Annotated in this window: 12 protein-coding genes; 1 reads left to right on the top strand and 11 read right to left on the bottom strand. The window is 35.3% G+C overall.

From position 1 onward, the window contains the following. The first annotated feature begins 105 nt into the window (after nt 1-105). Nucleotides 106-603 carry a DUF4303 domain-containing protein gene (locus tag AC4BB2_RS03225; RefSeq protein ID WP_490474005.1) on the top strand — a complete coding sequence of 166 codons (498 nt, stop codon included), beginning with the start codon at nt 106-108 and terminating at the stop codon, nt 601-603. A 52-nt stretch (nt 604-655) separates the two neighbouring features. Here AC4BB2_RS03225 and AC4BB2_RS03220 read toward each other — a convergent pair whose 3' ends face one another. From AC4BB2_RS03220 to AC4BB2_RS03170, 11 genes are all read right to left on the bottom strand, one after another. Then, entirely contained in the window at nt 656-1,048 is a 393-nt protein-coding gene (locus AC4BB2_RS03220) for a DUF4809 family protein (RefSeq protein ID WP_490474004.1), read from the bottom strand. A gap of 186 nt (nt 1,049-1,234) precedes the next feature. Next, complete coding sequence (locus AC4BB2_RS03215; protein ID WP_490474003.1) at nt 1,235-2,278, bottom strand: WxLIP family cell surface protein; 1,044 nt, start codon at nt 2,276-2,278, stop codon at nt 1,235-1,237. 85 nt (nt 2,279-2,363) lie between these two features. Continuing rightward, nucleotides 2,364-2,969, bottom strand: coding sequence for a WxL domain-containing protein (locus AC4BB2_RS03210; RefSeq protein WP_490474002.1), 606 nt, complete (start codon nt 2,967-2,969; stop codon nt 2,364-2,366). 35 nt (nt 2,970-3,004) lie between these two features. Further along, nucleotides 3,005-5,503, bottom strand: a complete 2,499-nt coding sequence (locus AC4BB2_RS03205) for an adhesive domain-containing protein (RefSeq protein WP_490474001.1) — start codon at nt 5,501-5,503, stop codon at nt 3,005-3,007. A gap of 704 nt (nt 5,504-6,207) precedes the next feature. Continuing rightward, entirely contained in the window at nt 6,208-6,963 is a 756-nt protein-coding gene (locus tag AC4BB2_RS03200; protein WP_490474000.1) for an alpha/beta fold hydrolase, read from the bottom strand. Between the two features lie 34 nt (nt 6,964-6,997). Then, nucleotides 6,998-7,123, bottom strand: coding sequence for a hypothetical protein (locus AC4BB2_RS03195; protein WP_490473999.1), 126 nt, complete (start codon nt 7,121-7,123; stop codon nt 6,998-7,000). 242 nt (nt 7,124-7,365) lie between these two features. Beyond that, on the bottom strand, nt 7,366-7,515 hold the full coding sequence (rpmG, locus tag AC4BB2_RS03190; protein WP_002296119.1) for a 50S ribosomal protein L33: 150 nt from the start codon (nt 7,513-7,515) through the stop codon (nt 7,366-7,368). Between the two features lie 127 nt (nt 7,516-7,642). Next, nucleotides 7,643-9,763: a peptidoglycan D,D-transpeptidase FtsI family protein gene (locus AC4BB2_RS03185; protein ID WP_490473998.1), complete on the bottom strand. Its 2,121-nt coding sequence runs from the start codon at nt 9,761-9,763 to the stop codon at nt 7,643-7,645. Nucleotides 9,764-9,914: 151 nt separating this feature from the next. After that, nucleotides 9,915-11,852, bottom strand: a complete 1,938-nt coding sequence (gene thrS, locus AC4BB2_RS03180) for a threonine--tRNA ligase (protein ID WP_490473997.1) — start codon at nt 11,850-11,852, stop codon at nt 9,915-9,917. Between the two features lie 656 nt (nt 11,853-12,508). Further along, the gene (locus AC4BB2_RS03175; protein ID WP_490473996.1) at nt 12,509-13,102 is read right to left on the bottom strand and encodes a class I SAM-dependent methyltransferase; all 594 of its coding nucleotides are present in this window, start codon (nt 13,100-13,102) and stop codon (nt 12,509-12,511) included. A gap of 76 nt (nt 13,103-13,178) precedes the next feature. Next, nucleotides 13,179-14,651, bottom strand: a complete 1,473-nt coding sequence (locus tag AC4BB2_RS03170; protein ID WP_490473995.1) for a L,D-transpeptidase — start codon at nt 14,649-14,651, stop codon at nt 13,179-13,181. Nucleotides 14,652-14,959: the final 308 nt, after the last annotated feature.

Here is a 14,959-nt window from a genome sequence, read left to right as displayed (position 1 = left end):
CACTTCTGTTATCGATTGTATCATTCTTATTCTTTACAATTTAGATAGACATTTTCAAAAATATCTGTTTCAATGTTTAAAAGGTCTTAATTTTGGAGGCAGTACATGGAAAATTTTTTAGAAAAACAACAGGAATTCTTTTTCAATTTTTTAACTGACAGTATTGATAACTTTTTACTAGATCATTCTGATGAAACATTCTACACATTTGCTTTAGACTGCAATATTTATGAAGAAGGTGAAATAAATCTCTGCTTCAATACCGTAGAACTTTGGCAAGAAACAACAAATTATTATACGGATAAAGGGTACAATGAACAGCAAATAAACGAAATGAAATACAATTCTGGTGATTGGGATGAAAATCAACGGTTTACCTCTTTGCATCTATTTGATGATTGGGTGGAGGATGAACAAGATATCGAAACGGTCTTAGAATGGCTTTGTCAGCAAATGATTCTCTTTTTAGATAGTGAAACCTTTCAACGCATTCCTAAAACAGAGGATTTCAAGTTGTTCGTTTATGATCATGACGAAGATATTTCTGACTCACAAGAACGATTTGAAAAAATAACTATGTCTGAGATTTTTCAAATAGAATAATTAAAGAAATAAAGAGAGGTAAATTTGCCTCTCTCTATTTCTATTCATCTGACTATAAAATAAAAGCTAATTCTTCTACATCAAAAAGAATCGTCAATATTTCATTCACTTTTTTTAACAATACTGTTGTATCAATGATTTGATTTTTAGTTTCAATTTTTGATGAATCATTTGAATAGATCAGATAATCGTATTCTTCTTTAAGGATTACTTGGTGGTCCTCTTTTTTATAAATAATGTAGTCATCCAAAACATCTGTTTCATATTCTCGTTTATATCCATTTTTTAAAACAATCGTTGTGACTAAAGAATTGACTGTCAGCTCATCTAGAGGTAGCACTTGTTCATCTATCGTTAATGTGAAATTCTCATCTTCTATAATTCCACATGCGTTGCAGCCTCCGTCTAATAAATTGACGGTTTTAGTAATTATTGCAGTTTTCATTATTACAGATCCCTTCCACTAGTTCTATATATATTATATCAAAACGGATTAATGCAATCATTATTATTAAAAAATAGTTTTTTCAATCAAATATGTGGATAATATCAAAAAAACCCTTACTTCCTCTTAATCAAGATTCAGTAACGGGCTATAATTTTATTCTAGATAATACAAATGCTAAACAATCTATTTCCTATTCTTCCTCCACAAAACATAAGTCTGAACCAACACCAATAAAATCAACAACACAATCACCAAAATCAACCAAAAAGGAATCCTACTTTCAACTTGAGTTCCTTTATTCTCTTCATTAATCAACTTTGATTGCTCTCTCGTGATCTCAAATTCATTCTCAAATGTCCATTTTTTCCCCTCTTGCGTAACTAAGGTTGTACTTATATATTTTCCAGGCTGCAACTGTCTTGTTATAGGTACAGGAAAATCCATCACAGAATTGGGTGCCATTTCTAATGATTCTTTCTTCAGCTTAATTACTGGGGCATCATTCCCTTTTTTTCGAATCGTGACATTTAAATCCATTTTTTTAGAAATCGCAGCGTTCTTATTTCGAATTGAATGGATCACAGATATTTTCTTCCCTTGTTTGGATTTCGCTACTTTTACAGAATCCATTTCATACTCTGGATGAACCGATAGATCCGTCTCATTCAAAACAACACCAACAACATAATGAAATCGCTGCTGAACCGTAACCTCTTTATTCTTCATTTCACTCTCAGGTATATTTTTTGTAAAACGTAATCCTCCTACAATCACCCCGTTATACTTCTCCTTTGGCATCTTCAAATGAAAACGAGCAATTTTCGTTTCATATGGCTGTAAAGAAATATTCGTTTCAATTACTTTAATCAATGATTCAAAGGGATATTTTAAACTTTTATCTTTGACGCCTCTTAACGTATAGTCAATCATCCCCTCTTCTGTCGTCGTTGCATTTAATGCATTCACTGAAACTGAGATGGGAGCATCTTCTGGATTTACCAGCTTCACTTGTAATTCTTGTTCTGCATCTGGTATCATCCGCAAATCAAAATAGGATTTATTGATATCCACTTGATTAGTCGGAATGACTGCTTGTACATAAAAACTATTTGTTTCTTCACTTTTTTCTTGCGCTGAAACTGACGTTATATCCCATAAGCTAAATAAAAAAATAAGTCCAATCGAAACAAATATAAAACGAATGTTTGGCCTAAAACAACCACTCATTTAAGTCACTCCTTTCAATATACTCACATAAAAAAGAGTGGAATATAATAGTTCTCATTCCACTCTCTTTAAATCACATTTCTATTTATGGCGCATCAGCCAATGTCCAATCGATCGTAGAAGTATGTTTACCTAGCGTTGCCATAGCAGCCGGTACATTTAAGGTCACGCCTTTACTTTCAGCATCTGGCCAAGTAAAGGTCCATGTTCCTGCCCCAGCTCCAGATGCGGCTGATGCAAAGGGGGTCGCAGTTGATGCGCCACTGGTTAAATTAACTGTATTTACAGGTGTGGGGGCATCTGCATCACTGTTAGTTTGTGCTTGTGTATTTTTAAAGTTCATACTAGCATTTGGCAATGAAGCTGCCGTGGTGGAATCTTTAAAGCTATTTAATTTCCCGCTCAATTTCCAGCCAGCGTTAGTTCCACGAGCATCTGAAACTACAACATTGATTGCCTCAGGGTTTGTTGGAATATAAGAAGCATCATCTACCGAAATTGTCTGTGAAGAATAGCTGATCGTAGAAACAGCCTGTAAGGTTAAGGCACCTGGCGTAAAAGTAACATCCAAATTTGTTGACTTAGTAACATCAGGAGCAGCTTCTGCTGATTGTCCGATAAATAATGTGCCAAAAACAACAGATAATAGTAACATTGCGGAACTCGTAGTAACAAATGTTGCATTCTTCATTTTATACACCCTCTCTTGATTGGTAAATCCTATAATTATTTGGCACCTACAGAAACAATGATTCTGCCACTTGAGGCTGTTTCCATGCCAAGTGTTGCTACTGTGTTAAAGGTAATCGATGTCCCCTGTGTCAATTGACGACCTGAAATATCTAATGAAAACGTACCATCTGCATTAACAGGGACTTCTTCATAAACATTTCCTGGGAATCGAACTCTGACCTTAAATTGTGTCCCTTCTGGTGCATTGTTAAGTTTAAGCGTTCCGGATATCGCTTTATCCCCTACGAAAATAGGTGCTACAATTGGTGTTGGAACGGCATATCCTTCTAAAGATGGCAACTTACCAACTGCAAAAACGACACTTTCACTATTTTTACCATTAAAAGATTGCACATGTTCTGCAATAGTAGTCAGCCTCAGCGGGTTTCCTTCTTTTAAGTTTTTGTCTGACACAGGAATTGAAAAAGTACCGTCATTTCCCACTGCCACTTTTCTCAATGTCCCATCAGGAAATTGAAGTTGTACAAATAAATTAGTACCTGCTGGAACATTAGCTAAGCTAATAGAACCTGTAACAACTTTACTTCCTTCATTCACAGCATTGACTAAAGGTTTCGGAACTTGATAATTTTTCAAAGGATCAACAATCACTTGTTTGATTTCTGGTTCACTGACCTTCGTTCGTTTACCATCACTGGCTTCAATTACTACTTTTAATTGATCATTGCCCTGCGGTTGATATTTACCAAAAGGAATTGTAAAGCTACCATCTGAATTAACTAATCCTGTTATATTCGTACCATCAGGTAATTCAACTTTCGCAGTAAAAGTCACACCCATAGGAACCGGTTGATTGATTGAAACACTACCATTTAAACTAGGCATTCCTTCTAAAATATCTCCGACAATAGGCTTCGTCACTGTGTAGTGAATAAATGGATCTTCAATGACTTGTTTAATTTCTGGGTCACTAGCTTTTGTTCGTTTACCGTCACTGGCTTCAATCACTACCTTTAACTGATCATTACCTTGAGGTTGATAGGTACCAAAAGGAATCGTAAAATGACCATCTTCATCCACAGACCCAGTTAGGTTTGAGCCATCAGGTAACTGGACTTTTGCTGAAAAAGTGACTCCGTTAGGTACTGGTTGTATAAGGTTTACAGTGCCGTTAAGACTTGTCATACCCTCTACAATATCTGCGACAACAGGTTTTGCTACAGTGTAATGAATAAATGGATCCGTAATAACCTGTTTAATCTCTGGATCACTAACTTTGGTATATTTCCCTACGCTTGCTTCAATCACTATTTTCAGTTGATCATTGCCTTGAGGCTGGTACTTACCAAAAGGAATCGTAAATGTACCGTCGGGATTAACATCCTCAGTTAAACTCGTTCCATCCGGCAACTCAACTTTGGCTTTAAATATCGCACCATCGGGAACGGGCTGTGTAAGACTTACTCTTCCGTTAAGACTTGTGGCACCTTCCACGATATCTTCAATTACAGGTTTTGTTACTGGATAATTAGCTAGGGGATCTTCTTCTACTTTATCGAAATAAAGATTGATTGCATTCCCATTCGCATGAATCGTGTTAAGTAATTCTAAATCAATAATCGGCTTATTTACGGCCATTGCAGTAACTTTCGCTTTCTCAGCTGTTACATTAGAAACTTTCGTAGAAAAATCAAAATCAACTTTCCCTAAAACATTCGCTTGTAGCGCTTTTGTCAGCACATCCGATGTTCCGTTAGCTATATCTGAAACAAGATTAAGTAACGAATTAACAACAGGTTTTAATAAATTTAAAACTGGGTTTAATATTGCTAAAAGTCCAGTAAATTTTAAACCGTCAACTGCTTCTTTCAATGGATTGAATAAATTGGCATATGTTGAGCGAACATATTGTCCTAATCCATCAGTGAAATCTACCATCACATATTTACCATCTGCTGATAATTTCCCCTCAACTGTTGCGTGATAACTCCCTAATTCTTGAAGAGAATTAAGACCTTTAAACGCATTTTCCAGTGAATCAAGTTGTAAGCCTAAAGGTTTCGCTAAACCAAGTAGTTTAGTCACTAAAGTGCCAACATTTAAAATTAGATCTTTCACTCCCGGAACGTCGCTAGGAACAATCGGCAACAATTTTGCATTAGCATTAATTAGTATTGGCCCATCAATCTTTCCACGTAACTCTTCTGGAATTGCAAAAACAATCACTTTAGGCGATGCTAAACCAACATCTGCAAGCCCTGTTCCCTCAAAAGAAAGTTCTAAATCATAGGTTGAGTCTTCATTTTTGTTCAGTTTGACTCCATCATTAACAATTGTCCCATTCTTTGATGAAAGTTGCGTGTCCTTTAAAATACTCACATCCGCTAAATTTGTCGTACTTGTCAACTCATCGGCCTTCACTTCATAACTTGTATTATCCCCAAAAAATACAAGTGAACTTGGCGTCAGAGCAGCAGTTAATAATACCAATGCACCTGCTAACTTAATTTTAGAGCTGTTAAAACGTTTCATGATTTCCTCCTTAAAATTTAAAAGCTGAACGAACTTACTTGCCCAATGTTGACAGTAAAATAAGAAAATAGACATTCTACATTTTTACCACAGACAGATTGTATCCTTTTTCTGAACGGTTAGTTCGTATAGCTAGTTATATAACTTTAAGCTTGACTATCCAAGCTTAACAACCTGATTATTAAACAATACGTGATTGCATTGTAAAGAATACTATTTATATAATATTTTTTCAAATAATTGGATTATAAAATTAAGATATAAACATAGTTGAACTATTAAAATTACAACAGTTTATAAGGGAAAAAAAGACAGATTTATAACGATTGTTTTTTTATTTGGAATACCTAGTCATAAATACAGCAGTATTCACTTTAAAAAACAGTACTTTATCTAAACTCCTATATTTGAAATAGATAAACCTGACTTTATTTATTTCTCTAAAAAAGAATTTTTAACGACTAAAAATAACTATAACTTTATATACAAAGTTTAATATTCCTCATTTCTTTATATCTAATACATTTGTTAAAAACGGTACAAGGACGTTTAATAAAAAAACAGTGTATTACATCAATTTTTACGGAATACATTTAATTTAGATACAGGTCCATAATGCATTCTAAATCATTAATAATTAACAAAGAGTTTGGGGGAATAATCATAAAAAATTGATTATTCCCCCAAACTCTTATTAATATCATCTATAACTCGTTTCCAAAAAATTCAGCCACAACATCCATCATCTCACCTTTAACCAGATGCTCCTCATCAACACCTGTGATAAACTGGCTACTTTCAGCATAAGGCTTACCTTCAATTTCCTGAAAAAAATCTGCCATATCTTCGTAAGGAATTTTAGAGTCTTTCGTTCCGTGCCAAAATAAAACTGGACGCTGCGCTAACTTTTCTGGCGCCTTTGAAAGATCATACTTTTCTACCCAACTAAGTAACAGCGGCAAATCTTTGGGGACATAAAAATCCATTTCAGCTGATCGTTCCATGACTCGCTCAATATAGCGCAATGGCATTGGCGTTCCCATCATACAAACAGCAGCTTTGATTTCCGGATGTTGTGTCAACAACGCACATGTGGTGATTCCTCCCATTGAAACACCGCCAACCCCAATTTTTCCCTCTGTTATTAGTCCTTGTTTCCCAAAATGACGCACTAACTGCGTAAATTCAATAATATTGTATTGAATACTAGCCCAAAATGTGACTGAAGGGATAGGAGAAATCGGTCCTGTTTTACGTTCCCCATGATTCATAGCATCTGGCAAAATCACGCGCATCCCTTTTTTCGCTAATTTTCTAGCTTGAGTCAAGGATAACTCTTTAGCTGATTGCCAACCATGGTAGTAAATGACTAATGGCAAAGAATTATTTTTATTTTCCTCTGAAACAACTTCCAATACTGGAATTTTTTTAATATACCGATGGCGAATACTGATTTTCATTTCATTCTCTCCTTAACAATACTGACAAATAAAATCAATTCATGCTTAAAACAAAATAGGTTTTAAATGAAGCTTTAGAAAATTTATGCAGTTGGTAATCCGTTGCATTTGCTAAGTAACTAGTAGAGTCTTTATGGATTCCTTTGGTTTTGAGATTCATAAATGTACTTCTCCTGATAAATAGAGCTCATAATGACTCACTTCTTAAATCACAGTATATCTATATTATGAACCATTAGCGAATAAAAACAATAATCCTTTAAACATATTTTATCTATTTAAATTTCATACAACAAACTATTTTTTATTAACGAAGTCAAAAACGGATTCACTTTAACTTTTTGAGAATAAAAAAACACTAAACCCTTATACGACAAGGGTCTAGCGCTATAATTTAAAAGCTTATTTTGTTTCACGGTGTAAAGTAACTTTTCTTTCACGTGGGCAATATTTTTGCTTTTCCAAACGATCAGGATTGTTACGTTTATTTTTGCTTGTTAGGTAGTTACGTTCTTTACAAGAAGTACATTCTAAAGTAATGTTTACGCGCATGTGTTTTCCCTCCTATATCTAAATTCGAATTTCTAAGATATTTCTTAGCCTCAAATATCATATCATGTTTATTCAGGAATTTCTACCCTTTTGATGAAATTTGTAAAGGAAAACTACTTTACAAATCTTATTGTTGTTTATAATCCACATAGGCATTGACAATTGCCGTAACCATAGATTGGTTCGGTCTAGTAATTTCGCTTGTTAGGTGAGGTAAAACCACACTTACTGCAACCTCCGGATCTTTTACTGGTGCATACGCCACAACATTACTGTTAACAGTGATATGTTCACCCACGTTGGTTTCCGCTGTACCGGTTTTGGCAGAGATATCAAGTTTTGCTCCTTGCATATCACGTCCCGTCGTAAAGACTCCTGTTCCATGAACAACATCATAAAAACCCTGTTGAATAATGTTCATTTGTTCTGGAGTAATATCAACTTTATTGAGATCTTTTGGTTTTAATTCCTCTTTCAAATCACCCAATGAGCCGTCAGACTTGTTGTTATAAATCCCCTCAACTAAACGAGGAGCCACACGAGTTCCTCCATTGGCTACAGTTGAAACATATTGCGCCAATTGCATTGCTGTATAGGTATCATACTGACCAAAAGATAAATCAAGTAAGTGTCCTGGCATTGGGGCAAAATCAGGATCATCAAAAGCTTTATTAGATAAACCAGTTGATTCTCCCGGTAAATCTATTCCTGTAGGAACGCCCATCCCATATTCACCAAATGTTTTACGCAACACTTCAAATAAGGTTGGATCACCCGTTTGGTAAGGAAGCTTCATATTATATTGGTATTCTGTTTTCATCATTTTTAATACTAGTTGCATCATATAAGCATTTGAAGAATATTCTAGTGCTTGTTCTGCGCTCAGAGGAATTTGATTTCCTAGAATCTTATTAAATACCGAAGATTTTTGTTTACTTCCATAAATTTGTAATGGTTCATCAATCAATACATCATTTCCAGAAATCACACCTTGTTCATAGCCAGCTGAAATCGTTGCTCCTTTGACTACTGATCCCGGTTCAAAGGCCTTATTGATTGTAGCTAGTGGATTGGATGTTAACTCATTTGTTGCCGGATCACGATCCAGAGCCACCATAGCCATTACAGCACCCGTTTTAGGATTCATGACAACGACATATGCACCATCAGAGTACGTTGCATTGCCAGTTGCTAGGAGCTGTTGATACTGTGCCCGTACGACTTCTTCAATTTTCTTTTGAAATTCTAAATCAATCGTTAATTTTAAGTTTTCACCTTTTTTACCTTCTGATACAGGTTTCTTGGTGACGATTTTCCCATTACTATCTAACGTTACTTCTGATATTGCTTTATGACCTTGAAGAACATCTTCATATTGTTTTTCTAAATAACTAGTTCCTACACGGTCATTTAAATCATAGCCTTTCGCTAAATATTCATCAACTTCTTCTGCTGGTAAACCAGATTTTTCAGAAGAAACTTGACCTAAAATACTCCGAATATCCGAATCATTTGGGTAATCTCTATCCCAGTCCATACCAGTAGAAACACCTGCGATTTCTGATGAATGTTCACCAATTACCGCAATTTCATCTTGCGTTACCCCTTCATTTTTGATAAAGGCTGTATTCAACTCTTGTACAGAGTTCATTCGCTTAAAGACCGTTGCAGCTTGCATCGTCTGCTCATCAAAATTGATTTCTTCTGGTGTTACTTTTTCTACAGTCAAGCTATACAAAGTCCCTTGGTCTGTAATAGCATTACCTTTTTTATCTACTTTGTCTGCATCAGTCAATCTCTTTTGCGCAGCTTTTAAATTTTCAGGCTTTGCTAGCCAGAAGTCTTTTTTGTCCCGCTCTGTTAATTCATCTGCCGGTACATTAATCAATTCACTCACTCTGTATGCAATCGGTATTAGGTCTTTTGCCTGAACCTTTTTCCCACGGGTATAAGTAATCGCTAAATTGGCTTTGTTCCCAACTAGTAGATTTCCTTTGGCATCATAAATTTGTCCCCTAGGCGCGCTACTTTTGATTTTCAGCGTCGAATTCTCGTCTACTTTTTGTGTATATTGCTGTCCTTCGGCAATCTGTAAATAACCTAGCCGTACAATCAAAGCCACAAATAAACCGAAAATCACAAAAAACAATAAGTTCAATCGAAATGGAATGTGGGATTTTTTGCTTTGTTGTGTCATTGGTTCTTCATTATCTTTTTTTAATTTATCTAAAAAGCTCATTTTTTTCATTTATCGTTATCCTCCATATGAGAAAAGTCTCGCTCCTCTATTGTAACGAAAAAATGCAAAAAAAAATAGAGGTAATCCTCTTACTAAGAAAATATTTAATTTTTATTCAAAAAAATGGACAAAGCCACATTGCCTTGTCCATTTTCTATGACTATCTACTATAATTTGATACGTCAGCTACCATACTTTCTACAAAGATGTTCAAATCAATGACATCTGTTTCTTTGCTACCATAACGACGGATATTAACTGTTGCTTCATCCATCTCTTTATCTCCTACAACAATTTGGTAAGGAATTTTTTGTGTTTGAGAGGCACGGATCTTGTATCCCATTTTTTCATTGCGATCATCTACTTCAATACGCAAACCTTGTTCTTGCAGACGTTTTTTCACTTCATACGCATAATCTGAATGAGCTTCAACGGATACTGGAATAATTGTTGCTTGGATTGGTGCTAACCAAGTTGGGAAAGCGCCTTTGTAAACTTCAGTCAAGTAAGCCACAAAACGTTCCATCGTTGAAACAATTCCTCTGTGGATAACCAATGGACGATGTGTATTTTCTCCATCCTCACCTACATAAGTTAAATCAAAACGTTCTGGTAATAAAGCATCAATTTGGATTGTTGATAACGTTTCTTCCATTCCTAAAGCAGTTTTTACTTGAACGTCTAATTTTGGTCCGTAAAAGGCTGCTTCACCTGTTGCTTCAAAGTAATCAATACCAGCTTCTTCTGCCGCTTCTTTGATCATTGTTTCAGAACGTTCCCACATTGCATCATCATCAAAGTATTTCTCTTTGTTGTTTGGATCTCTTAGACTTAAACGGAAACGATAATCAGTTATATCAAAATCAGCGTAAACTTCTACCATTAATTTCAGTGTGCGTAGGAATTCTTCTTTGATTTGATCTGGACGAACGAATGTATGTCCATCATTCAATGTCATTTCACGCACACGCTGTAATCCAGATAACGCGCCTGATTTTTCATAACGGTGCATCATGCCAAGTTCAGCGATTCTAATTGGTAATTCACGATAGCTGTGGATATCATTTTTATAAACCATCATGTGATGTGGACAGTTCATTGGACGAAGCACTAGCATTTCGCCATCTCCCATATCCATTGGCGGGAACATATCTTCATGATAATGATCCCAGTGACCAGATCTCTTATAAAATTCAACATTCGCCATAATTGGTGTATACACATGTTGATAACCTAGACTGATTTCTTTATCTGTAATATAACGTTCAATTGTACGACGAATTGTCGCTCCTTTTGGTAACCAAAACGGTAATCCTGAACCAACATCCGGATTTAACATGAATAAATCAAGCTCTTTCCCTAATTTACGATGGTCACGCTCTTTGGCTTCTTCCCGCATCTTGATAAATTCTTTCAAATCTTTCTTATCAAAAAAGGCAGTTCCATAAATTCGCTGCATCATTTGATTGTTAGAATTTCCTCTCCAATAAGCCCCTGCTACTGATAATAATTGGAACACTTGGATACGACCCGTTGACGGAACATGGACCCCACGGCACAAATCAACAAAGTCTCCTTGATCATAAACTGTAATCACTTCATCCTCTGGTAGCTCTGAAATCAATTCTACTTTATAAGGATCATCTGCAAATAATTCTAGTGCTTCACTTTTAGAAACCACTTTGCGAACGATCGGATTATTTTCTTTTACAATTTTCATCATTTCAGCTTCGATTGCTGGTAAATCTTCTGCTGTTACAGGATTTTCGCCATTATCAGTATCGTAATAAAAACCTGAATCAATAGCTGGACCTACTCCAAATTTTATATTCGGGAATAAACGGCGTAAAGCATTTGCCATTAAGTGGGCAGCCGAATGGCGCAAAATACCTAATGCATCCTCATGATCTGGTGTTACGATTTCGATGTTACCATCTTCTTCAATTGGACGATCTAAATCTATTAATGTTCCGTTTAATTTACCTGCTAATGCTTTCTTAGCTAAACTATTGCTGATGCTTTTAGCGATGTCTAATGTTGATGAGCCAGCCTCAAATTCTTTGACTGCACCATCTGGAAAGGTGATTTTAATTGACATTTTTATTTCCTCCTTAAGTAAGTTTATGATTGAAAAGATTTCTTCGTTCACTTTTTTTAATTTTCCGTTTTGGCTTGATGGTGATTCTCTAGTACGGATACTTCGCTCGACTACGCTCGCCAAGTACTGTTCATCATCTGCTCTGGCAAGCCAGTCGGATTTCTCTTCAACGACTTTTACCATTGAAATTAGAGAATCTTCACACTTTTTTGGTTTTGGCTTGGTGGCGATTCTCTAGTACGGATACTTCGCTCGACTACGCTCGCCAAGTACTGTTCATCATCTGCTCTGGCAAGCCAGTCGCAGTGATTCACAGCAAAAAGTCCCAGCATCTGATATTCATCAGATACTAGGACGAAAAGTTCGTGGTTCCACCTATTTTTAAACACAGTAAATAACTATGTTCCTCAAGCGTGTTAACGGTACGGCCGCCTTTGTTTCAACAAAGGTTTGAAAAAGTGGTCATTCCTCGTGCAGGTCTGGAAAATTTTCAGCCGAGATTTTCCTCTCTATAAGACTGCTTGCAAGTTCAGTTGTCTTTCTCATCAATCATTTATGAATTAATTTAAACACTTCTCTAAATAAAAAGCAAGCATTATTTAAAAATGATTACTTTTTCCATTCTATTCTAGCATGAAGCAATGGATTAAAAGCTTTTATTTTTCAGCATTTAAAATAAACATGGATGCATCCTGATTCATAAATAATTGATCTCCATGATAAAAAGTCCTACTCGTTACATCTTTAAAACCAACCTGTGCAAATTGTTTTTTAAGTTCCTCCTGTAAAAAACCATTATGGACTTTTTCATGATGGACCTTTTCATTTTTATCAAAATCAACGATTAGAATTTGCCCATTTGGATTCAATGCATCATATAGAAATTTCAGAAGCGTTTTCGTATCTGGTACATGTAATAAAACTAAAGAAACAATGATTGTATCAGCTTTTGTATCTATTGAATGCCCTTCATAAAAACAACCAACGATAGTTTTTGTATTAGTAATTTTCATTTGTTCGATTTTTTGGTCAACAATTCGAATCATTTCTTTAGACGGGTCGACAAATATTATTTCAGCAAATTCATCCAGAAGTTCTAATCCGATCAATCCCGTCCCACAACCATAATCCAATCCGATTTCACCTGCAGTATCACCTAATCCTTGCTTAATTTCTTTTGTAATAATTTCTGCGAGTTTCAATTGTTTGCGTGAATCATAACGTGGTGCGATTTGATCAAAAATATTCATTTTATTTTTTCTCCTTTTATATATTCTTATCTGATAAAAAAAAGAAGCCCATCTGGACTTCTTTTTTATTTTTACTTTAAGCTGGTTCACCATAATCAACTGGTTTATCGAATTCGCCAGGTGCATCGTCATAGATATGTCCGTAAACAATTACCGGCATTCCTGCATAAGCACCGTTAAAGATTTGAGCAACAGCTGCTCCTGGAGTATTGATACAACCATTACTTCCAAAGTTTGTTTTATAAGCTTCTTTGTTTCCAAAGTATTCTGCTTTATAGTCAGCATCATGTATTCCGATTTGTGTAACCACACCACCAAAACTCTTCAATGGCATCCAATATTTTACTGGCACACTATATTTTGAACCGTCCAACATTTCACCTTCTAATTTCGTATCTGTATCCTTATACAAAATTGTATGGAAACCAGGAACCGTTGCCGTTCCTTTATTGTAGCGACCTGTAATAACATCTGTTTCGACTACTTTTACTCCGCCTTTAAAGAAATACATTTTTTGATCATTTAAATCAATTTCTACATAATCTTTATCGACTGTAGATGATTGAGTCACATCACCATCGATTGGAACAGTAATCGTCTCACTATCTTTATCACTATTGATTGCTTGAACGAGTAAATCTCTTGTTTGCGGCATATTGATATCCCAGCCATAGCTGCCGTTATTTTTATACTTCGTTGTCACACCGTGTACATTTTTAAAAATAATTGGTTTGTAAATTGAACCATATTTTTGGTTGGTTTGTTCTACCCAAGCATAAACTTTATTTGGATCAACATTACCAGCTGTATCCATAAATGATTGCAATTCTTCTTTTGTTACCGTTAGCTTTTCACCATTGATATCCAATGTGATTGCTTTATTTTCTTTTTTCGACAACAGCGTTAACTTTTCTTGCAGACCTTTGTCTTCTTTAGTCACTGCTGGCTTTTGATAAAATTCTTTTACATCGTAAACGTAGCCGCCTTTATTTGCGTCAACATCTTTTAAAACTTGATTCATCAATGCTTCTTTATCAACTGCTGTTCCCATTTGCTCCGGAACAATTTGATAGTTTCCATCAACTTTTTCGATACGAGCATCTTGGCTTGGTGTTCCAGCTTCAAAAGTGAGGGCATTTAATTTATTTTTTAACTCTGCTTTATAATCTTCATTAATCGGCAACTTGATTGAACGATCACCAATACTTTGTTTCAAATGGTCTTCTGTGATTTCATATTTTTCAGGTAACTCGATTTTTTCTTCTTTATCATTCACTTTAATAACGACATTTTCAGCTTTATTCAGCTCTTCTAGCTTATTTTTCGCATCTTTTACGTTCAATAAGCTAATATCAACGCCATTTGCCTTAGCTGTTATAAAGAAATGAGATTGAAAATAGACTAGGCCGCCAGTAAATACTAATGATAAACAAATCAATAAACCAACGACTGGGACTAACCATCTTTTCTTTTTCTTATTTGGTTGATTATTATTTTGGGGTACTCGTGTGTTTTTTGCCGAGCGACTAACTGATTCTTCATTTTCCATTAAGCGATCTTCCTTTTTTAAGATTTATATATCTACGTTGATTCAATACTTTTTCCTGTGCTAGAAACTAAGGGAGTTATTATAATTCTTCCTTTTCTCCTCGACCTGTTCTTTATCAGAGCCTATTTTGGTCACTACAATTAAAGTTAGTTTAGTTAAATTCCCCTCAATCTTCAATTAATTTGCTTACATATGAGAAAAAATTCATGTTTTTATGTATAAATGCTAGATTCGACTTTTTTCTGATGTACAGGAAGTTGTGGCTATCAATGTTTCGATACAATATACCTACCATTCTACCACACATT

The sequence above is a fragment of the Enterococcus sp. AAFC-DPL-5146 genome, from assembly GCF_058216635.1.
This window is presented reverse-complemented; position numbering and strand designations above follow the sequence as displayed.

Coding starts and splice junctions, on each gene's coding strand:
- AC4BB2_RS03225 (WP_490474005.1), top strand. CDS start 106: ATGGAAAATTTTTTAGAAAAACAACAGGAATTCTTTTTCAATTTTTTA.
- AC4BB2_RS03220 (WP_490474004.1), bottom strand. CDS start 1,048: ATGAAAACTGCAATAATTACTAAAACCGTCAATTTATTAGACGGAGGC.
- AC4BB2_RS03215 (WP_490474003.1), bottom strand. CDS start 2,278: ATGAGTGGTTGTTTTAGGCCAAACATTCGTTTTATATTTGTTTCGATT.
- AC4BB2_RS03210 (WP_490474002.1), bottom strand. CDS start 2,969: ATGAAGAATGCAACATTTGTTACTACGAGTTCCGCAATGTTACTATTA.
- AC4BB2_RS03205 (WP_490474001.1), bottom strand. CDS start 5,503: ATGAAACGTTTTAACAGCTCTAAAATTAAGTTAGCAGGTGCATTGGTA.
- AC4BB2_RS03200 (WP_490474000.1), bottom strand. CDS start 6,963: ATGAAAATCAGTATTCGCCATCGGTATATTAAAAAAATTCCAGTATTG.
- AC4BB2_RS03195 (WP_490473999.1), bottom strand. CDS start 7,123: ATGAATCTCAAAACCAAAGGAATCCATAAAGACTCTACTAGTTACTTA.
- rpmG (WP_002296119.1), bottom strand. CDS start 7,515: ATGCGCGTAAACATTACTTTAGAATGTACTTCTTGTAAAGAACGTAAC.
- AC4BB2_RS03185 (WP_490473998.1), bottom strand. CDS start 9,763: ATGAAAAAAATGAGCTTTTTAGATAAATTAAAAAAAGATAATGAAGAA.
- thrS (WP_490473997.1), bottom strand. CDS start 11,852: ATGTCAATTAAAATCACCTTTCCAGATGGTGCAGTCAAAGAATTTGAG.
- AC4BB2_RS03175 (WP_490473996.1), bottom strand. CDS start 13,102: ATGAATATTTTTGATCAAATCGCACCACGTTATGATTCACGCAAACAA.
- AC4BB2_RS03170 (WP_490473995.1), bottom strand. CDS start 14,651: ATGGAAAATGAAGAATCAGTTAGTCGCTCGGCAAAAAACACACGAGTA.